Origin of the sequence: uncultured Exiguobacterium sp., assembly GCF_964277885.1 — a bacterium.
GTDB lineage: Bacteria > Bacillota > Bacilli > Exiguobacteriales > Exiguobacteriaceae > Exiguobacterium_A.
This window is the reverse complement of sequence record NZ_CAXYJR010000005.1, coordinates 1,344,009-1,364,036: the sequence shown is the minus strand read 5'-3', so window position 1 is coordinate 1,364,036 and position 20,028 is coordinate 1,344,009. Positions and strand designations below refer to the sequence as shown.

26 protein-coding genes are annotated in these 20,028 nt (G+C 41.7%); 19 read left to right on the top strand and 7 right to left on the bottom strand.

The window, feature by feature from the left end; all coding sequences use genetic code 11:
- Nucleotides 1–2: 2 nt before the first annotated feature.
- Complete coding sequence (locus tag ACHWTJ_RS08805; RefSeq protein WP_394679485.1) at nucleotides 3–731, top strand: GntR family transcriptional regulator; 729 nt, start codon at nucleotides 3–5, stop codon at nucleotides 729–731.
- Nucleotides 732–802: 71 nt separating this feature from the next.
- The gene (locus ACHWTJ_RS08800) at nucleotides 803–1,651 is read left to right on the top strand and encodes an HNH endonuclease (RefSeq protein WP_394679484.1); all 849 of its coding nucleotides are present in this window, start codon (nucleotides 803–805) and stop codon (nucleotides 1,649–1,651) included.
- A gap of 93 nt (nucleotides 1,652–1,744) precedes the next feature.
- Here the strand turns inward: ACHWTJ_RS08800 and ACHWTJ_RS08795 are convergent, their stop codons facing one another.
- Entirely contained in the window at nucleotides 1,745–3,559 is a 1,815-nt protein-coding gene (locus ACHWTJ_RS08795) for a DNA/RNA helicase domain-containing protein (RefSeq protein ID WP_394679483.1), read from the bottom strand.
- A gap of 373 nt (nucleotides 3,560–3,932) precedes the next feature.
- Here ACHWTJ_RS08795 and ACHWTJ_RS08790 point away from each other — a divergent pair, with 373 nt between their 5' ends.
- Nucleotides 3,933–4,910 (top strand): DUF2268 domain-containing protein, encoded by a 978-nt coding sequence (locus ACHWTJ_RS08790; RefSeq protein WP_394679482.1) that lies wholly within the window; start codon nucleotides 3,933–3,935, stop codon nucleotides 4,908–4,910.
- 275 nt (nucleotides 4,911–5,185) lie between these two features.
- On the opposite strand, the gene ACHWTJ_RS08785 is transcribed toward ACHWTJ_RS08790, so the two are convergent.
- Complete coding sequence (locus ACHWTJ_RS08785) at nucleotides 5,186–5,428, bottom strand: hypothetical protein (RefSeq protein ID WP_394679481.1); 243 nt, start codon at nucleotides 5,426–5,428, stop codon at nucleotides 5,186–5,188.
- A 715-nt stretch (nucleotides 5,429–6,143) separates the two neighbouring features.
- Here ACHWTJ_RS08785 and ACHWTJ_RS08780 point away from each other — a divergent pair.
- From ACHWTJ_RS08780 to ACHWTJ_RS08730, 11 genes are all read left to right on the top strand, one after another.
- Entirely contained in the window at nucleotides 6,144–6,644 is a 501-nt protein-coding gene (locus tag ACHWTJ_RS08780; protein ID WP_394679480.1) for a hypothetical protein, read from the top strand.
- 98 nt (nucleotides 6,645–6,742) lie between these two features.
- Nucleotides 6,743–7,291: a hypothetical protein gene (locus ACHWTJ_RS08775; RefSeq protein ID WP_394679479.1), complete on the top strand. Its 549-nt coding sequence runs from the start codon at nucleotides 6,743–6,745 to the stop codon at nucleotides 7,289–7,291.
- Between the two features lie 98 nt (nucleotides 7,292–7,389).
- On the top strand, nucleotides 7,390–8,172 hold the full coding sequence (locus ACHWTJ_RS08770; RefSeq protein WP_394679478.1) for an ankyrin repeat domain-containing protein: 783 nt from the start codon (nucleotides 7,390–7,392) through the stop codon (nucleotides 8,170–8,172).
- 209 nt (nucleotides 8,173–8,381) lie between these two features.
- Complete coding sequence (locus ACHWTJ_RS08765; RefSeq protein ID WP_294746446.1) at nucleotides 8,382–8,510, top strand: hypothetical protein; 129 nt, start codon at nucleotides 8,382–8,384, stop codon at nucleotides 8,508–8,510.
- The gene (locus ACHWTJ_RS08760) at nucleotides 8,507–8,665 is read left to right on the top strand and encodes a hypothetical protein (RefSeq protein WP_394679477.1); all 159 of its coding nucleotides are present in this window, start codon (nucleotides 8,507–8,509) and stop codon (nucleotides 8,663–8,665) included. Before ACHWTJ_RS08765 ends, ACHWTJ_RS08760 begins: the two co-directional genes overlap by 4 nt.
- Before the next feature lie 16 nt (nucleotides 8,666–8,681).
- On the top strand, nucleotides 8,682–9,221 hold the full coding sequence (locus ACHWTJ_RS08755; RefSeq protein ID WP_394679476.1) for a hypothetical protein: 540 nt from the start codon (nucleotides 8,682–8,684) through the stop codon (nucleotides 9,219–9,221).
- Nucleotides 9,222–9,344: 123 nt separating this feature from the next.
- On the top strand, nucleotides 9,345–9,557 hold the full coding sequence (locus ACHWTJ_RS08750; protein WP_394679832.1) for a DUF2750 domain-containing protein: 213 nt from the start codon (nucleotides 9,345–9,347) through the stop codon (nucleotides 9,555–9,557).
- 1 nt (nucleotide 9,558) lies between these two features.
- Nucleotides 9,559–10,137 (top strand): hypothetical protein, encoded by a 579-nt coding sequence (locus tag ACHWTJ_RS08745; RefSeq protein ID WP_394679475.1) that lies wholly within the window; start codon nucleotides 9,559–9,561, stop codon nucleotides 10,135–10,137.
- Nucleotides 10,138–10,651: 514 nt separating this feature from the next.
- Nucleotides 10,652–10,849 carry a hypothetical protein gene (locus ACHWTJ_RS08740; RefSeq protein ID WP_294746438.1) on the top strand — a complete coding sequence of 66 codons (198 nt, stop codon included), beginning with the start codon at nucleotides 10,652–10,654 and terminating at the stop codon, nucleotides 10,847–10,849.
- Between the two features lie 171 nt (nucleotides 10,850–11,020).
- Nucleotides 11,021–11,401, top strand: coding sequence for a DUF5412 family protein (locus ACHWTJ_RS08735; protein WP_294746435.1), 381 nt, complete (start codon nucleotides 11,021–11,023; stop codon nucleotides 11,399–11,401).
- Between the two features lie 462 nt (nucleotides 11,402–11,863).
- Nucleotides 11,864–12,193, top strand: a complete 330-nt coding sequence (locus tag ACHWTJ_RS08730; RefSeq protein WP_394679474.1) for a DUF3784 domain-containing protein — start codon at nucleotides 11,864–11,866, stop codon at nucleotides 12,191–12,193.
- 22 nt (nucleotides 12,194–12,215) lie between these two features.
- Here ACHWTJ_RS08730 and ACHWTJ_RS08725 read toward each other — a convergent pair whose 3' ends face one another.
- Complete coding sequence (locus tag ACHWTJ_RS08725; protein ID WP_294746432.1) at nucleotides 12,216–12,893, bottom strand: hypothetical protein; 678 nt, start codon at nucleotides 12,891–12,893, stop codon at nucleotides 12,216–12,218.
- A 74-nt stretch (nucleotides 12,894–12,967) separates the two neighbouring features.
- Nucleotides 12,968–13,435, bottom strand: coding sequence for a GNAT family N-acetyltransferase (locus ACHWTJ_RS08720; RefSeq protein ID WP_294746429.1), 468 nt, complete (start codon nucleotides 13,433–13,435; stop codon nucleotides 12,968–12,970).
- 109 nt (nucleotides 13,436–13,544) lie between these two features.
- On the opposite strand from ACHWTJ_RS08720, the gene ACHWTJ_RS08715 reads away from it, so the two are divergent.
- Entirely contained in the window at nucleotides 13,545–14,156 is a 612-nt protein-coding gene (locus tag ACHWTJ_RS08715; protein ID WP_294746426.1) for a hypothetical protein, read from the top strand.
- A gap of 476 nt (nucleotides 14,157–14,632) precedes the next feature.
- Here the strand turns inward: ACHWTJ_RS08715 and ACHWTJ_RS08710 are convergent, their stop codons facing one another.
- Genes ACHWTJ_RS08710 through ACHWTJ_RS08700 form a run of 3 tightly spaced genes read right to left on the bottom strand, consistent with a single transcriptional unit; the run spans nucleotide 14,633 to nucleotide 17,170 of the window.
- Nucleotides 14,633–15,010: a VOC family protein gene (locus tag ACHWTJ_RS08710; protein WP_394679473.1), complete on the bottom strand. Its 378-nt coding sequence runs from the start codon at nucleotides 15,008–15,010 to the stop codon at nucleotides 14,633–14,635.
- Between the two features lie 16 nt (nucleotides 15,011–15,026).
- Nucleotides 15,027–16,190, bottom strand: a complete 1,164-nt coding sequence (locus ACHWTJ_RS08705; RefSeq protein ID WP_294746418.1) for a sugar MFS transporter — start codon at nucleotides 16,188–16,190, stop codon at nucleotides 15,027–15,029.
- Nucleotides 16,187–17,170, bottom strand: coding sequence for an ROK family protein (locus tag ACHWTJ_RS08700; RefSeq protein WP_394679472.1), 984 nt, complete (start codon nucleotides 17,168–17,170; stop codon nucleotides 16,187–16,189). The genes ACHWTJ_RS08705 and ACHWTJ_RS08700 overlap by 4 nt, the downstream gene beginning before the upstream one ends.
- A gap of 264 nt (nucleotides 17,171–17,434) precedes the next feature.
- Here ACHWTJ_RS08700 and ACHWTJ_RS08695 point away from each other — a divergent pair, with 264 nt between their 5' ends.
- From ACHWTJ_RS08695 to ACHWTJ_RS08680, 4 genes are all read left to right on the top strand, one after another.
- Complete coding sequence (locus tag ACHWTJ_RS08695; RefSeq protein WP_394679471.1) at nucleotides 17,435–18,340, top strand: methyl-accepting chemotaxis protein; 906 nt, start codon at nucleotides 17,435–17,437, stop codon at nucleotides 18,338–18,340.
- Between the two features lie 109 nt (nucleotides 18,341–18,449).
- The gene (locus tag ACHWTJ_RS08690; RefSeq protein WP_294741588.1) at nucleotides 18,450–18,938 is read left to right on the top strand and encodes a GNAT family N-acetyltransferase; all 489 of its coding nucleotides are present in this window, start codon (nucleotides 18,450–18,452) and stop codon (nucleotides 18,936–18,938) included.
- 34 nt (nucleotides 18,939–18,972) lie between these two features.
- The gene (locus ACHWTJ_RS08685; protein WP_294741587.1) at nucleotides 18,973–19,551 is read left to right on the top strand and encodes a GNAT family N-acetyltransferase; all 579 of its coding nucleotides are present in this window, start codon (nucleotides 18,973–18,975) and stop codon (nucleotides 19,549–19,551) included.
- Complete coding sequence (locus ACHWTJ_RS08680) at nucleotides 19,533–20,009, top strand: GNAT family N-acetyltransferase (RefSeq protein ID WP_294741586.1); 477 nt, start codon at nucleotides 19,533–19,535, stop codon at nucleotides 20,007–20,009. Before ACHWTJ_RS08685 ends, ACHWTJ_RS08680 begins: the two co-directional genes overlap by 19 nt.
- Nucleotides 20,010–20,028 lie beyond the last annotated feature (19 nt).

Sequence of the window (20,028 nt, the reverse complement as noted above, 5' to 3'; positions counted from 1 at the left end):
TCATGTCTAATAAAAAGAAACCAAAGTATGAAAAAATTGCAGATGAATTACGAGAACGGATTCTTCATGGCGGATACAATGTGGAAGAAGCGATGCCAGACGAGATTCAACTAGCAGAAGAGTTTGAGGTCAGCCGGATGACAATGAAACGTGCTTTAGAAATCCTCGTACTTGAGGGGATTATCTATCGGCAACGAGGACAAGGGACGTTCATTTTACCGTCAAGCTTTTCCCAAGGACGAATCAATGTGTTAAACAAAGAGTCACAAGGGTTGACGAAGCTACTCGGGGAGCGGGCCGTCAGAAGTGAAGTGCTTCAGTTCGAGGTCCGTTTTCCAGAAGCCGAGGTCGCACGCCATCTGATGATTGAGAAGACCGATCCTGTCTATGAGATACGGCGTGTTCGATATGTTGACGACGAACCATACGTGATCGAACATACATTTATGCCGTCTTCATTGATTACCGGAGTGACGCGAGAAGTTCTTGATAGTTCGATTTACCGGTATATCCAAGAAGTACTCGGTTACACGATCACGAGCTCGCATAAGATGATTCGGGCAGACAAGCCGAATCAATGGGATCATGAATATCTCGGGAACGAGGAGACAGATCCTGTCATCGAAGTGGAACAAGTCGTATTTCTCGGTAACGGAAAACCGTTCGAGTATTCGTTTTCACGCCATCGTTATGATAAGTTCGTCTTTACGTCTGTCCATATCGGCAGATGATAAGTTTTAATCTGTTTGTGGCCGAATTATAAAGTTTAAATTTTAGACTTTTAAAATAAGGGAGAGAGTCTATGTTATCTATTTCATTTATTCCAGGAAAGCACTATAAACGTGCTGAAATACACGATCAGTTTGGCGGAAACCGACAACGTGGCATTAGTGCTTCAGCGAAAGAATCCATTATTTTTATCTTTTCCGGGGCAAGCGGTACACAGTATGGATATTCGGACGGTTGGAATGAAGAAAAGACATTGTTTATGTACAGTGGTGAAGGTCAAGTTGGCGATCAAACATTTACAATGGGGAATAAAGCGATACGTGATCATGTTAATCATTCAAAAGATGTTTTACTTTTTCATCGGGAACAAAATGGTTTATATCGATTTGATGATCAGCTAACGTTAATTGATTATGAACTAAAACAAGCGCTCGATCGAGACGGGCATCCACGGGAGATCATCCAATTTATTTTTGAATCAGCTACGATTATGAAGCAGGATCAACTCGAGTCGGAACATCATCTGGAGAGTAGTGTAATAATTGAAGATTCGCTTGAAAATTTAAAAACATTGGCTCTTCAAGATACGTCGACAGGAGATGAGTCGATTCAAGTCAAACAAATAAAGGTCAGAAAACGATCAGAAGCGATTAAAGTATATGCACGAAAGAGGGCAGCAGGAATATGCGAAGCATGTGAACAACCTGAACCATTTGAAGCGAGTTCGGGATCATCACTTGAGGTACATCACATGTATAAATTATCGGATGGTGGCCCGGATCATCCTGAACATGTCGCAGCAATTTGTCCGAACTGTCATGCTCGCATTCATCGCGGAATAGATGGTAGTACGTATAATCAGGAATTAATAGATAAAATTGATGCAAAGGAAAATCCTTTTCGATTCAGACGAATTTATTAAGATAATTTTAAACGAAACGAATAAACAGATGGGCTTCTAAAGTTCATCAAAGAAGTCTATATCTTGTACAGATGTAGGCTTCTTTGATGAATGCTATATCAGTTCTTGAATACGTAACACGTGTTTAAGTGTATGCCATGTTTCTTCTAACTCAGGTTTTTCAGGAATATAAATAATTAGTCCATCTCGCCCTCTCGTCAAATTGACACGATAGGCATTGCGCTTAATTTGAAGCGGATCTTTAACAGATCGTTGAAAATGCTTTCCAGTCCATATCTCATTTTGTAAATAAAAATCGTTATCCCATTCTAAAATGGCAAAATCTAATTCAAGACCTTGCGATTGAAACTCGGTTATCGAATACTGTAATGTTTTGCAGTAGTAGTCAGACGTAGGAACGGTAAAATATTGTGCGATTTTAGAAGGACGTTCGTACCGCTCATTTCTAGGTAAGACCGGTGTTTGTTTTTGATGATCCGCTCCACCTGCGCATACAACACCGACTGTTTTAGAGTCATCTGAATAGAGATGACGCGCTACATACTTTGCTTTTTCTAAATGACGGGTTATTCGAAGATGGAAGCGAGAAGAATCAAGGTTTTCAAGAAGACGAGCTGCCGCTTCAATCTCTCCTTGTATAAACTGAATCACAAACAGACTATAGGTCTGCGCAGCATGTGTACGCAGGGACGTATCGAGGTGTAATGTCTCCGTTGTTCGTACGTGCAGTGCATGTCTAAAAGTTGTCGCTTCGAACTTACCATGAACAATGACGTTCTTATTTTCTAAAGCGTGATTCCATAACGCAATACCGCCTTCTTCTCCTCTATAAATTTCTTGCCCTTCCCCGACCAATCCGATCGTTACACTCCACTTTTTATTTGTTGTTGCGATTTCCATAATGATATCCGGTTCGCTCATATTCGGTGCTGGATATGGAGAACGTTCAAACGATGTATTCACTTGATTTTGATCCCAAGCACGTTGCGCTTCATCAAAGATTATAATATGTTCATGCGGAACACGACTGTGTTTGATATAGTCCATCTTGTAGTTATATAACCGCTGAACGAATGTACTGTTTTGAAGGGAATGCTGCAAGACATCAACTAATGGCCCGTTCCCTGAAAGGTATACGGCATTTTCATACTCATGAGCTAAGCGTAATCCTAAATACGTTTTCCCTGCACCAGGTTCCCCAGTAACGAGAACAAGGTGATGCTCGTTATGATCCTTAGCTTTTTGAATAATCTGCTGAAGCGAGTGATGAATTATTTCAAAATTACTACTATCTAATGCACGAACACGGGGTAACGGTTCGTTTTTCATAATTGCACTAGCTGCTTCGAGCATTGAAGGGGATGGAGAATAGTAGCCTTGTAACATATCATGAATACTTAAGACAGGTGACTGTTGTTTAGCTGCTAACCGCCTTAGGATTTTTAATAAGCCATATTTCGCTGCAATGAAAATATTAAAGGATTCATGAAAATGGACATGATCACGATTGTCCTTCGTTAAAAATAATATACCGGAGACGGTTACGGGTTGCAGTTGAATGGCTGAATGATAGTGTTCCAAGTCGCGAACGTAAAGTGAGGTCTGGATGCATTCCCCATCCGAAATTTGATGATAACTTTTACATTCAATGACAAGGACTTGATCATTAACGAGTAGCACAATATCAGGTCGCCGACCGCCACCACGAAATAGCTGGTATTCAAATAAGAGTTGCGCATTCAACTCAGGTACTTCTTGAAATAAGTCAACGAGGCATTGGTACGAATCGATCCAAGCGCGTAATTGACTATCTGAAGCATCTGGAATTGAATGCTGTAAACTCTTTAAAAATTGATGTGGATCGATCTGTATAAAATCTTGAATCGTACCACTCCACCCAACTGTCATATTTATCACTCCAAACGATGTGAATTATAGAAAAACAAATGCATACGTAGATAACGCTATCGGTTCTTAAGAAATGGGCAATAAATGAAGTGGACCTTTTTTATATAGATATATGGAAAATAAATCTATATAATCCTTTTGTAAGCAATATATAAAATAATAAGGTTTTTAGGAATGTAGGAATATTCCACTACTGACTAAAATGAGATATCACTTCCTCATGATGTTTAATGCACGATCTGTAAATAAAAATAACGTGAATTGATCTTAGTACGACGATGACTTCTATGACATAAAAGCGAATTTTCTTGACGAGCGTCAAAGCGACTAGAGAACAATCCTAGTAAACCTATATTTAAGGAGGTAAATAATTTTGAGAATATGTATAGCGTTCTTTTTTTCAATGCTCATTTGTTGTGTATCAGGGTGTGTATCCGAATCGACGCAGCCGAATGAGAAACCAAAGTCTACTATTCGAGAAGTTAAACTAGCGAAAGAACAGCATGCAAAAATCATTACGTTGTACCCAGCCTATATCGACTACATCACAAAAGTTCAGAAAAAGATGAAGGACACAAACGTCACGGACGAGGACCTCCAGCAAATCTTCGATAAAACCGTCCGTCGGGAGCTGGATCGCATTCAGAAAGAGCAGGATATCTTTCTTGATTTTAAGGGGTTCAAAGACGTGTTTACCGCCACTTCCTATTTGAATGATTTAAAAAGATTGACGAAACGTTTGATGCATGAAGAGAAAGAAAATATGAAATCTGTTCATGAGGCACTCCAGAAATCAGCTGACCACCTTCCTGGTAAAGATAAGATTATTCTGATGCTCCCATTGTCGGAAGAGCATCGATACGCCGCAAAGGCGACGAGCGGGCTGATGGGTTTTGCGATGAGCGATGGTAGTATGGTGATTATGTTAGGCGAAGAGTATACGCATGAGATATTAAAGTACGTTGTTGCACATGAGTATAATCATTCCATAGTGAACGAACATCCTGAAATCAGACAACCAAGTTCTATCGACTATCTCATATTCGAAGGTAAGGCGGAGGTGTTTGCGCAAGAACTTTATCCTAAAGCGCCCCTTATAAAAACGGAGCAGATAGCTGCCAGCGATAAAAAGAAGATACTCGAACAGGTTAAGAACAACTCCTTAAGCTATGATGAACTTAGCATTGGAAATGAAGTGAAGGAGATTCCTCGATTGACGATTTATAGCTTAGGAACGGAGTTAATGGCAGATTTTCGACAAAAAAAATATGGGCAGACACTGCAAGAGTTTTCATTAACACCCGTTTCAGATATCATTCATGAAGGAAAGTTTAAGTCGGTTCTTGAGTAAAAATGAGAAGGTGTATTTAAAAAAACTGACTTTTGCAGTGAATAAGTAAATACTTTGAACCTAAAAGGTCAAAACGCTAAAAGCGACCGAAGATATAATGGAGGATGTGAAGAGCATACTCTCAGATAAAGTTATGATGAAAAAGTTGCGCGACGATCTACTGAATGTTTAAGAACGTTTTCTCTCTTGCATATACTCTAGAGGAGCATTCTTCTTAGACAGTCATATCTTTGTAAGAGGTTAAACATTCGATACCCTGTTCGATCTATTCGATTTTATGCGAAGATTCCTAAAAAATTCAAGACAGATAGTACAAACAAAATTAAAAGAACTGTCATTAAAATAAAGGCTAACACTTTACCTATACCTCGATTACTAAAGATAGCAGCTAATAATGCAAGGATCAGACCACCAATGAGGATGGCATCGCCCCAAAATCCATTAATCGGGAATGTAAAAAGTACCAAGAAAGTAAGAATCATTAATCCGACAGAAATCCAGCCAAGTTTTGCTCTCAAGAAAATACCTCCTTTTATTTGTATAAATTCCATTATTAGTATACATAAAAGAGTGATACTAAAATGATTAGAAGTTTGTCTTTCCATCTATATGTATTAGAAATTTATTGGTGCTAGTTTGAAATGAATCACTGCCTCTAGCCAGTCGAAATCTTTGTACAAAAAAGAAAATTATTTGTATAAACAGCTTAAAAAAATTCTTTTGCAGTTACTTAACACGTTAAATTTGATTATCCCCTTTTACATCCTTCGTAAATTTTAATCAGACTGATCCTTCTTATAATGACAAGAGTTTTTGGTGAAAATCATTAAAATAAACTTACTTTTTAATACAAATAGAGGGTCGTATGGTAGAGTGATGGTGGTCGAGTATTAGCTACGAACAAAGGAGATTTGAAGATGTTGTCTTGGCTCGGTATACATAAGGTAGAGAAACAAAGACGTCAATTTTTTGGGAATATTGAAAAGCGGACTACAACCTTAGTTTTGCTGACATCTGTGTTGGTTTCATATGGAATCAAGATGTTGTTTACGTATTTAATTCCATTCGCATATTTGATGGATCCCATCGTTTCTGTTTTGCCAGGAATAATAGGAGTATTGGTTGCTGTACTATATGTATTAGTTCTAGAGAGGCGACTTCAAGAGAAACACAGTGAAAATATTAAGCAATAAATAACATAAATTAATAGATTCATGCTTGGAGGTACTTATCATGTTTACAGTCGAAAACTATATTGATTCAATTGAGATCCATCTTAAAAAGCAGTCAGGTTTAGTGGTAGATCAACTCAAGAAAATCTTTTCTTATCCGTTCTCAAAGGACATCGAAGTACTGGACTTCACAGCATTCATTGAACCGACTAGATTTGAACTTTCGGTCATCATGTTCTCAATGGATAAAGAAGCAAATGAAGTATTTAACGAAGGAAACGATTCAACTGTTTTTGCTGGGAGCGAAGATGTATTACAAGAAGTCGAATATTACCAAATCAACGACAGTCAACTCGATTCTTTTTTTGATTTTCATGAGAAAAATGAAGAAATATTAATTCCGAGAGAACAGAACGTTTTTGCACAGTGGTTTAAAAGATGTTGGGAAAAAGCTGGTGGAGCGTCACTAGATCTTCCATCTTACTTTACTTTGCACGATAGTGATGACTCTCTTGATTTAAAAAACAATTGTTGGATGGATGCTGAAGAAAAATGGTCTTGAATCACGAAGAATGTCTATAGAGGCATTCTTTTTTGTAGATTAAAATCAATCAAGCGAGATGTTTTATAGTTTCTTGAATAAAGGAGATGTAGAGTGAAATGAATAAAGCCTTAATCGGCTCGTTCCTATTCGGAAGTATTTTTCTCTCCGCATGTAGCGAACATAGCGAATTTCAGAATAAGCCAATACATGAAATAATTGATCTAAACGTTGCTGTTGTAGGACGTTTTCCGACAGTCACGACTGAACCGAAAGTCGAAAAGATATCACTGTCTGATTTAAAAGGTGATCTAAAAAAGTATGACGCCGTTTTCATAGACAAGAAGAATTTACAAGCAGCATCTAAAAAAGAATATGCTGCTGTCTACAAAAAAGCCGGAGTTCCTTTTTTCTTTATCGGGAGTAAAAAATCGTATGAACCTTTTGTTAATCCGGATATGTCATATAAGGATGAGATTGAAACCGGTAGTAATAGCTATATCACAGCGGTCTATTATAGAAAGGGAAAATTTGAGAAGAGTTGGGAATATAGTGTGCATAACCCAAAACCGAACCAACAAGAAAGAGAGAGCATTTTTAAAGAGATCTATAAGACGATTCTTACAGTAGATCACCCTGCTTCAGACGGAACAAGCAGTTCATCGTAAGATGTTAATAAGATGTTAATTAGTAAAAAGAATAAACGTAAGAGGTAATAAAGATATGGGTATATCATTCTTTAGTAATAATAGAAGGAGCGTTACATATGTCGAAGTATGCATTGAATGACTATGCTTTTCAAGGGGAGCTAAAGAAGGTCCGGAAAGCGATCAGAAGCGGAGCGGAGATCGATTTGCTGGATGAGGAAGGATACAGTCCGCTACACTGGGCGATTCAAGAAGGGCATCTGGATATTGTCCGGCTTTTGATTGAGAGCGGTGCTGATCTTGAAAAACAGAATCGGGAAGGGTTCTCGCCCTTACATATCGCGCTTTTAGATAATCAAACGGAGATTGCGATTGAAATCATTCAGCAAGGAGTATCATTCGAGATTAATACGGATGGGTATAATGCGTTGCACGTGGTTACGAGTAAAACTGGCAATTCAAAAATTCTTAAGGCGCTCGCTCGTGAAACACAATACATCAATCAATTCGATGGGGATGGAGATGGATACGCGCCTCTCCACTATGCGGCACAAGAAAATAAAGTGAAGTGTATCAACGTATTACTTCAAGCCGGGGCAGATGTGAATTTGCGCACGGTACATGGATTCACCCCATTACACACTGCGGCGGGAGAAGGAAATGCCAAAGCTGTTAAAGCACTGATTGAGGGACAGGCGGAAGTGGAAGCTGAAAACCCGCTTGATAGTCACGCGACGCCGCTGATGTTAGCAGTTAGTTATGATCATGCTAAGGTCGTTCACGAATTACTACAACATGGAGCAGATCTGAATCATCAGGATGCCAATGGAAAAACGGCCATTGATTATGCGAAGACGTATAAAAATAAAAAAATCCTCAAGCTCTTCAATGGAGTGCATTGATGGATCGATTGTCGTTCTCTTCTTTTTGAGTCTAAAAAGAAGGGTTTTTTGTATGGATCGCTTCTTTCATATCAAAACTTCTTAACAAAGCAATAGAAGAAATAAAAAATAAAAATTCCTAAAAATGTATTATGAAACATATAATATATGGTATGGAGTAATTTTTGAAAAGGGCATTTCCTTTATGTCATGAAATGGGGAAATATAAAATGAACGAACTGCTCATGTTTTCGTATTCCGATCATCTGTCGATTCAACGAGAGGTCGAAACGACGCACCGAAAAGCACGTGTCTTAGAAGATCGATTCGTTTATCCGGAAGAGAGACGACCATCGTGATTGTCGGCCATGATGGTACAACGATTTATCTGCTCTCGAACGAAGAACACTTCGCCTATGATCTTTGGGCGTACTGGGCAAATCGACTACGACGACAGTTACCAAGCGATACTGTGATTCGCCAGCTCAATGGAGAATGGTTCGCGTATCTATAAAAACGGTAGGAACGTCATGCAACTCATTAATCAATTCGACGGTCAGAATCATTTTTGGCTGTTCGAGAAGGATGGACGGACACTCTATACGTTTCAAGGAATCATGGGAGAACGCTTGGAAAAACCACTGAGCGAGCAAAAGTTCTCGCGCTTTTTTAATTTTGATCCCTACATTCGAGAGCTCGTAGCTGAGAAAGAAAAGGACGAATACGCAGTCGTTAAAGAAATCGATTACCACGAAGTTGTCGTCAAGATCTTTTGTCAGGATATAGAGTATAACGTCATCTTTGAGCAGGGTTCGAACATTGAAGAAGACCTCAACGGATTTCTTTTTGAAATCGGTAACGGGTATTTTGTTGAAGATGAATATGGTCCAGGAGCGATCGAATTCGTCCTTCATATCTTGGAACCGTCTTATATCGTTGAACCCGTCATTGAATATTTTAAAAAGCAGCATAGCGTGACGCGGCTTCGGATGGGGCAGGCTAAAGTTCATGACGGGAGACGTTTAACCGGACTCTATCCTGAAGGAAAGAACTTTAATCGCAAAAATTAGAATTAAAAATGTATAAGAAGGAGTCATATAGATGACGGTTCAAATCGGATTACCTGGCGTCACAGAAGAAAAATTACAAGAGGTAGACTTCTTACGGACAGATCTCAAGACGAGACAGACGTCCTGTTATTCTTTTCGACGGTAGCAGCGGCGAAGGCGTTACAGACGAAGGAATGGGCGGACTATCACTTGATTCGCTTGGATTTGGATTTATTCATAGATGGCTGGTTACCGAACATGATCGACGATGGACTGTACTGTGGATTGAACTGGGGACAAGAGCTCGTCGGACTTGAGCTGGACCCAAAAGATGCCATAGCAGATTTGGAGGGTTAACATGATTCAAACACTCAGAAAACAGGTGGATGGCATTACATATTTCTGGTACTTGTATCGTGATGGTCGAACGATACAGATCTATCAAGGTGTCACCGAACAATGGAAGCTGGATCAAGATTTCAGCGATGAGAAGGAAGAACAGTACACGACTAGGCGCCAAGCGAAACGACGGATGGAAGAACTTGTTGCCGAGAAGAAAGCGGAAGGATACAGACAAGATGATATCTACGGGATGCAACCCGGACGAGAGGAACGCGAGAAGTTTCGACGCTGGACGTCAAGGCTCGCCTATGTTCTTGTGGCACTTGGTCTGTTTCAGTTCTTGACACCGTTCTCTGTATTACCAATTGTAGTATTTGGAACGGGTATTTCCCTGATGCTTTTAGCGTTTCTCAGTAAAGATCACCTCCCTATATGGCTTAGAACTATTTGCTTTATTGGTTACTTTTTCATGCATGTGATTCATCAGCAGGAATCGTACATCTCGTATCTTTTTCCAATTCTGTCGATTGGAATGGGTACACTCTTATGGTTTCATCTTCGGAAAACGAGACAAAAAGAGAAAATGGAGCAATGACATTTTAATTAAAAGGAGTCGAAACATGTCGCTTCTAGATAAGTTACTGCAAGACCCTTCCGTTTCTGAGGCACCGCCTTTATATAGTGTTCTTCTTTGATGAAGATGACTGTTTCATCTAACTTACAAGAAGCGCGCGTGGAGGAAGACGTGAGCAGTTAGCGATCAAGAGGGTGAATGAGCATCATTTGTGCGATTTATGGTATTCCTTCCATCATCTCGATGAAAATTTGTATTTAGTAGAAATAGAGGAAGATGTAAAATCCTTAAAAGATATATCCTTTAGGCGATGCGATTATTTTATGTGAACGATCAAAAATCCATGAAGTACAGTATTCCAATCGAAGGTCAGAAGGTGGAGAACAAGCTAAATTTGTACGAAAATTCATCCTCCATCCAAAACTATCAAGTGTCCGTGGAGAGTCCTTGTCTAGAAGCGCGTATCTAAGCATCCATGACCAATCATTTAGCGATTCTGGAGTGGTATAAAGGTATTTTGAGAGTCTGTAACGGTGTGCGTTTTACTGAAGAGTTGATCTTATACGGTGTTCCATTTCCGAGACAAGTCCGACGCTTTTTAAGAGAAGACTTCGCAAGTGCGTCCAATCGTTGCGATCTTTTGATTCAACTCGATCCATACGGTGATAAGTTGTTGTTAGCGAGAGAAGTGAACGAGTTGATTGGAATTTGCGAGCTGCTTATTCAACGCTAGTGCACATCGAAGGAAACGTGGATGATGCATCAGTCAGATAAGCGTATGAATAAATTACTTCAATTTTTAGAAGTGTTGAAGCAGATATGCATCACGACCGTCTATCAGAACGCGTTGGGTAGACTAATTATTTGAATGGTGAAGAATATATAAAAATTGGAGTTTTGAAAAGTGAGAAAAAAGTTAAAGATAACTGGAATCATAGCAGGCGTGGGTCTTTCGATATATGTCGTGTGGACGATCTATCGACTATTTTTCTTGGTTGATATCAACGTTGTACCAAAAGAAGAGTATATCTCAAAAAGTAGCTCGCCCGATCAGACGTACACGATTCGCTTTTACCGCGCGAATGGTGGCGCGACGGTGGATTATGCGATGCTTGGTATCATGGAGAATAAGAACGGAGAAAAACGTAGAATGTACTGGGAGTATCCTTGTCGCGAAATAAAAGACGTGAAGTGGACGAAGGATATGGTGACGATCAATGGTACTAAGATCAAGATATGGAGCCAGGTTTACGACTTTAGAAAAGGTATCTATGAGGAGAGGTAAAATAAATCATTTTATATAATTGAAACAAGCAATATATTCTCACTAATCGTAGTGAAATAACGTTGCTTATTTTTTTATTATTCTAGAAACTTTTGATAGATGTAACTTTCTAAGAAATCGTCTTCCGTTACGAACGTTCAATCTTTTGTCGTAGCTTCGGATAGTATGAAATGTAATGATCGATGATGTCTCGACAGAGACTATAGTTACTCCAGAGAGGAAGCTTTTTTCAGTATTATCAACTACCATATCTTCATAAGCAGTTTCGTTAATTTGTATCCACACTTTTGATGATGCGCTCAGTAAAGACATCTTCAGTATTGATGGAATCCAGTACGTTATTCATTACATGTGAATAAAATCAACAAATTGTGCTTATGATATTTGAATGAAACTCAGTTTGATCGTAGAACGTAGATGGATAAGTAAAACGACATCTATTAAAACAAGAGTTAGGAGTGCATGGTCTTGAACGAATCCATCGTTTATTTCGTAATCTTTGTTCCCTTGGTAGTGTTTGCTGTCATGTTATCTCGTGGAAAGGGTGCCTCATTACTTGCAGGATATAATACGATGTCAGAAAGTAAAAAGGAAACATATGACGAAGTCGCCTTATGTAAATTCATGGGTAAGATCATGTATGGGATCAGCTTTAGCTTATTATTGATTGCATTCAGTGAGATGTTTGGATCTTCATTTTTCGTCATAGTAGGATTCGTGCTACTCTTATTTTTTATAGTTTTTGCAGGTGTGTACGCGAATACGAAGGATCGATTTAAAAAAGATGTATAACTGCTTTCACACCAGTAAGTTCTTAATCCTTTAAATCATAATGTAAATTAGAAAACGTACGGCTAATCTTAACATCGAAGTTTATCAACGGTTGTACATCATTTTTTTGTCGATAGAGTTCTTTCATGAATTGTAAAAAGATGTAGCGACATGTATATAAATCGTCTCCTCCATCTTCTCGCATCGCTGCGTAATCAATCTCCTCACCTAGCGAATCATACATGATCGTCTCAAACTCGAGATTCGTATGCCACATAAAGTCTAAAAATCCCTGTACGACTGCTCTTTTATAAACGTCTAGTGAAACAGTAGCCAAGTGTTGTTTTTGATAATGAAATTCTACTCGTTTTTTTCGATAGAAAAATCGAAGAATGAAATGCGTAGAAATTTCTTCATTTTCATATGGAAGTGACCAATCGAACTTTTCAATGTCATGCAAATCATTCGTGGCAACACTTTTTATCAACGCATGCCAAAATTGGAATAGCTCGCTCACGTGTGCGTTAAAAGGAAGGGGCATTCCCTCAATACAAAAAGTGACTATTCCTGCAGGATATCCGCCAGCTCGACCAAAAGCATAATTAAAGACATCGTTTTTGATGAGATCAGTCATCTTTATGTAGCCCGGATAGGTTTGATGCACATCTAACTCTTTGGTTTCAGGCGGAATTGTAATATAGCTTTTAATTTCAAGATCCATCAAAACATCCTTTCTGGTATTTCATTGCGGTAGATCATTTATACAAAATTGCTGTCGTCGGTCACTAAAACGTACTATGATTCTTGAACATTGTAAGAAAAAATATGTAATGGTAAATCGGTCGTCTCGATCGTTTCGATCAGTATCCATCCGAATTTTTTATAATATGCTGAAGCGTTGTCTGTTTTTAAATAAATTGTTGGGATCTGTCGTGATTTAGCGTAGATAATTAATTGATTGATGAGTTGCTGAGCGATTCCTTGATTCCGATAAACTGTTTCAACGAATAAAGAAGCGAGCCAAGGCGTATAGGCTGGTCGTTCATTCAAGTCATTTTCAAATAGGGAAACGGTTCCGATACACGTGACATCATCTAAGGCAACGAACGTCACAGGATACGACTCATCTGATTTTTTGTCTAAAAAGGCTTTTATTTGTTCATAGGGTGTCGTCCCTTTTTTCTTTTGAACGAATTCGGTATGAATCATTGTGGCAACTACTTCTAATTGTTCAGGATGATTCGATAATGTATCAATGATCATCTTCGCATCCTCCTTTCTAGATTTGTTGTATCGATCATTAAATTAATCCATCCTGCAACAGTTATTCAAAACAATACATCTGTCCTCATCAGAATAAAGGAGTTTTAAAATGAACTTAGAACAATACTTGCAACAACATTTTGGGAAGGTGAACTTATTTGATCGTTCCTTTGTCAAGAAGGATTTAGTATTCCACGTAGATTTAGTTAAGGATCTTTATCAACTAAAGGATAATTTAGATGAAATCAATGAAGAATACTTCAAACAGGTATACAAAAAATCAAACGAACTGTTTGAAGATGTATTCCGAGAAGAGGAGTCCCTTTACTTCATCGTGCATGTGAGAAGGGAGCGCGGTAAATATCAAAAGTCAGCGACGAAAGTGTTTCGTCATTTAAGACGTAGAGAAGATAAATACAACATAAAGTTCGTAGAGAAAGTGATTGATGAAGAAGAACAGGTATCCGAATATACCGTTTTATTATCGAACAAAAACGCGTTAGATTATAAGCGTTTAATCAAAGCGATCTGCCATCAGGATTTCCCAACGCTGCAACCAAGATTTCGTCAAACATATACATACTATCCGGAAGTCTTTTTCGTAAACATAGAGCGAAATATCGTCATGAATATCTATGATGATCGCGGTTGTTTCTTTTTGTTCGGTGATACAGCAACGTATGACATGTTCAAGAATAAATATCGCAATGATATCAGTTAATCGTCAACCGTTTTTCATCGTTTCGTGAAACAATCAAGCTAGTGCTAAAAAACCGATCACTGAAAAAATAAATAGCACCAATAGAGAAGTGAGCAATGTTAATGCGAGGATTTTCCTCGTATTTCTTAGACTAGTGATGGCGCACACTAGCGCAAGCACTAGTCCAGCTAACATATAGTTCGTACCCCAAAAACCATTGAACGGTAAGAGCTTAACCGTCAAAAAAGTAAAAACCACGATGCCAATCGAGATCCATCCTAAATACTTTCGCATAAACTACCTCCTAGTCAAAAGAATGCGCATAGTCATAATTTAGTTCTTTTTTAGCATATCATTACAAATGTTTACAGAGAAAGAGTTTTGTAATCGTCGCTTAAAGATAACCTGAATGAAATACGTGTCAGACAACTGTTCGTCACGGGACCGACAAACAATCCCTCACTCTAATCAGAATGAGGGATTGTTTCGTTTCATCATTAGATTGTCAACTCAATCACATTACCTTCCGGGTCCGCGATCGTACTTTCATAATACCCGTCACCCGTCGTCCGAGGACCGTCAAGATGTTGTACACCGGCATCCTGTAACCGAGCTGTCCAGTCATCGACTGCTTGTTTACTGCCGAGCGAGAAGGCGAGGTGGGCATACCCGAGCGCATTCATCGTCCGTTCCGTGATATCCGTCCGTTGCATCAACTCAAGACGCGCACCACTCGAGAACGTCAGGAAATACGATGTGAACCCTTTCGCCGGATTATGATACCGCTCGCCTGCCGTAGCATCAAAATGTGTTTCGTAGAATTGACGCATCCCGTCCAGGTCTGCCACAAAGAGGGCGATATGTTCAATCTTCATCTCCATTCCTCCTTTTTCAAGACGCTTTTGCCAATCGCTGTCTGAATAACATCCGGTTCAAGCCTTCCGTAGCGACCAGCATCAAGAAGATGAGACTGATCGTAAACCAATGGAACAACGATAAGGAGTAGGAAGTCGCCAGCCATCCGAACAATGGCGGCATGAAGGTACTACCGGTATAAGCGAATGCCATTTGTACCCCCATCAGCCGTTGCGCCGCAGCCTCCCCGAAGCGAAACGGCGTCTCATGGAGCATTGCCGGATAAATCGGTGCGAGACCAAGCCCGACAAGTACGAAACCAAGCGGCATCCAGGCAGCGGGTGCGAGGATGAAACAGGCGGCTCCGACGAATGCCGTCCATTGACCGACACGAATCAAACGACGATTCGACCAGCGTAGCGACAGAAAACCACTGATGAATCGCCCCGCGGTGATGCTTCCGTAATAGACGGAAATCCACGTCGCTGCTGATGTTACGGAAAAGGACCGGACTTGGACAAGATAACTACTGCCCCACAGCCCGACGACCGCCTCAACCCCGCAATAAAAGCAAAACGCTGCGAGAGCGGCGACCAATCCGCGTGGTTTTCCGGATGATGTGTTCACGGTCTGAACCTGTTCAGACACCTGTTTCGGAGCCCGTTTCCAAAGCGGTAAACTGACGATCAAGACAATCATCAAGACGAGTTGCAATGCGCCGACGACGAGGTAACCTAAACGCCAGCCGGAATCGAGCAATACACCAGCCATGATGAGCGGACCAGCTGTCGCACCGATGCCCCAGAAGCAATGGAGCCAGTTCATATGATGTGCTTGATAATGGGTGGCAACAAAATGATTCAACGCCGCGTCGACGACTCCAGCACCGAGTCCAAGCGGGATCGCAAGGACGAAGAGCCAAATCAAGGACGGAGCAACGAAAAAACCGATCAATGCCAGTGCCGTCAGACCAGCAGAAGCTGCCGTGATCGGACCCGTTGAATAACGTTCGATCAGACGACCGCTAAACAGACTCGAAACGATCGTTCCGGCAGCGATCGTCATGAAGAGCCAACCTGCCATGTCGAGCGGTGCGTCGAGATCGAGCCGCATCACGGGCCACGCCGTACCGAGTAACGCATCCGGCAGACCGAGACTGATAAAAGCGAGATAAATCAAAGGTAATAGTAGACGGGTCATCGGGCGAGACCTCCTAACGGGATTTGTTTAATGAACGACTGGATGCTCAGTTGCATCAAACCATCTAAATAATCGGTTTCCCAGTCGCCTTGCCGCAACTGAGGTAATTTGTCGAGCGGAAAGCGCTTGGCGCATCGTTCCGTCAGCCGTGCTAATCCGTCATCCGAGACATCGGACGCTGTAAACAAGATGACATCTGGATTCAAAGTGACGCTAAACGAGAGGATGATTCGACTTAACGCTTCATACCAGTCGTCAGAGTGCGGTGCAGTCGTCGCGAGGACTTGACCGACATTTCGATTCTCGTCAAACGGAATGAACGAGATCTCTCCAGCGAAGTGATGCGCTCCGCGGATGACATGACCGGAAAAGGCGACGCCAGCGCCCGGTCCGTTCGTCCCGAGATACACATAGACAGTCGTCTCGTTATCAGAAGCTTGGGCACGGACCGCAGTGTTCATATCATTTTCGACGATGACGGGTCGCCCGAACCGTTCCGTCAGTTCTTGTTGCAAAGGACGACCGTCTAACGTCGGATAATCCGGGGCGAACAGGATCGTGCCGGTGGTATCAACGGCACCGGCAACACCAATCGCAAGCGTTTGAACATCTGGATGATCGTCGAGTAATGTTGATAGCGTTCTCAATAAAACAGATCCATGATTCGTCGAATCGAAGTTCAGGCGATCCGTTGCGATCACATGTCCACCAACGTCGTGGATGCGATACTGCAGATACGTGCGTTCAAGATAAAGAGCGAGTCCTTGGAAGCGATCCGTGCGATAGCGATACCGTTTTGCCGGACGCCCTCCGCGAACCAATTCAAGTGGTGTCTCTTCAATTTCCCGAGCAGCGATCATCTGATCGATCTGTTTGCTCGCAGTCGGAAAACTGACATTTAAGACGTGTCGAATCGCTGGGATTGTATCTAAATGCTCGACTAAAAAAGCGTGACGAGTGCGTGAAATGAGTTCAGTCAATCAAAGACCTCCAATCTACATCACTTATTAAAATGATTTAATAAGTTTTGATTTGAGTATAGCAGGTCGGAAGAAAAAGACAAGTTTAAAAAAGAGGTGTAGGATATGAATATTTAAAGAAATCACGTTTCATCCTATCGTTGTCTGGATATAGTAAAAGAAGATAAAAAATTTTAGTCATATATCTTTAATTCATACTATTCCGATTTGTAATATCTTGGATAGCTTGTAACAGGAGGTAGATGGCGAGAGGAGTTTGTAATCATGACCACCCAACTTTCAACCGACCTAGGATCCCAAGATATTTTAGCCTCTCTGCGAGATAATGTCGCAATGATTCGATTCGACCGGCAACGTCGAGTCGTCGATGTCAATGGATTGTTTGCAAAGACGATGAAGTATAAACGAGAAGAGATGATTGGGATGCAGCATCATCTCTTCTGCACGACGGAGTTTGCAATGAGTGACAGTTACCAAGCATTTTGGCAGAAGCTGTTTAGTGGCTTCAGTACGGCAGATAAAATTGAACGCATCGATGCGCATGGTCAATCGATTTGGTTAGAAGCAACCTATATGCCGATTTACGATGGAACGGAAGTGACCGGTGTTTTGAAAATTGCCTCCGATATTACGGATCGCCAGCAGACGATTCAACAATTCGCGACTTCGTTTGACACGATTGCTAGTGATTTGAATACGCGATCGACGCATGGTGAGCAGGAAAGCGAAGCGTTACGACGAACAATCGAACAGATGGCCGAGACGACCCGTGATAACCATCAGACGATTGAACGGCTGCAACGCCAGGCACAGGACATCACTCAAGTGACCGAGACGATCAAAACAATTGCGTCACAGACGAATCTCTTGTCACTGAATGCATCGATCGAGGCAGCGCGAGCTGGTGAACATGGAAAAGGATTCAACGTCGTTGCAACAGAAGTCCGAAATCTCTCAAAGCTCGTCGAACAAGCCGTCGTCGATGTCCGGCAAACGACGCAGCGAATGAATGATGAACTGCAGCGGATTGCCCGTGCGATGACGCAAGCAACGTCGGATGCACAAGCAAGTGTCACCGTCGTCTCGGAAACGGTCGATCGCTTCCATGACGTTCAGAGTGCGGCATCGACGTTAACGAAGACAGCGCGAGACTTTACAAAAGCCATTTAAGTGAGAGACGGCATTCCGATAAACGGAGTGCCGTTTTGTATAAAAAGTATCCCTTTACCTTGGAATAATATGTTAATATACTACAAAACGAAAAGGGAGCGAACTTCTGATGAATATCCGCACTGCTCGTCCTGACGATTTTCAGGCCTTGATTCCATTGTTTCAGCAAATCCACGATCAACACGTCGCCTTACGACCCGATCATTACCGTCCGCACGAGATGCCGGTCCCGGAAGACTTATTTCTGTCGCAACTCGAGAATCCGAATTATGCATTACTCGTTGCGGAACAAGATGGGCTTGCCGGTGTGATCGTCCTAAAGGAAGACTTCGTCGAAGGAAGCGGCTTCGTCTTCGATAAGCATTACTTACGCGTCATCAGTCTCGTCGTTGCGGATACGCATCAAAAACAAGGCGTCGGGAGACGATTGATGCAAGCCGCTTACGCGCATGCGGAAACGATTGGCTGTGACAAAATCGAACTCGGCGTCGATGACGCTAATCAGGAAGCGATCGCCTTTTACGAGGCACTCGGAATGGCTGTCCGCTCGAGACGAATGGAATGGAACGTGACGTCAAGCAGGGAAACGACGACTTAACGTCAAACAACAGGTACTAGAAAGGGGAGAGGTCATGTTCAGATTACAAGTATCCGATCACGTATCGCTTCAATTGATCGAACGGCACCATGCGGAAGGATTGTTCGCCCTCGTCGATGCCAATCGCGCACATCTCCGCGAATGGCTCGGTTGGGTCGATGGTGCAACAGAGGCAAGTACATATCAGGAGAGCGTCATTCCGGCATGGCTGCAACAGTTCGCCGATGGTAACGGCTTTACATGCGGCATCTATCTTCAGGACGAGCTCGTTGGAACGATCAGTTTACATGAAATTAATCGGCATCTCGGACAAACGTCGATTGGCTATTACTTAGGAGAAAAGGGACTTCGAAAAGGCGTCATGACGGACGTCGTCCGGTTCGTCACGAACTATTGTTTCGAGACGCTCGGTTTGAACCGCGTCGTCATCGAGTGTGCGACCGGAAACATCCGGAGCAGACGGATCCCGGAACGACTCGGGTTCACGAAAGAAGGCGTCTTACGGGACGCTGAGAAATTGTACGGAACTTATCACGACCTCCAGGTCTATGCGATGTTACGACGGGACTGGTCGAAAACGCAGGAGGTGGCAGCATGCGCATCGAGCAAATGAGTCAAGCGACGTATGAGACCTACTTACCAGTCGCGATTGAAGAATACGCGGCAGAGAAGTGTCGTGCCGGTACGTGGTCGGAGAACGAGTCGCTCGAGAAGGCAACACAAGAATTCGCAACATTGTTGCCAGAAGGTCTGAAGACGAAGGATCACTACTTATTTACGTTTCGTGACGAGACAGGGAACGATCTTGGAATGGTCTGGGTCCATGTGACAGAAGAATCACGCGGACGTTGTGCTTTCATCTTCGATGTCAAGATTACGTCTGAAAAACAAAATCAGGGCTATGGCAAGGAAGCGCTCCGCTTACTAGAAGTGATGTTGAAACGGATGAACGTCAAGAAGATTTCGCTACATGTCTTCGCGCATAACGAACGGGCGATTCATGTGTATGAATCGCTTGGGTACGAGAAGACGGATTATCATATGTCGAAACGTCTCGATGACAGCCATTAAAAAAACGTTCCTCTTGCGC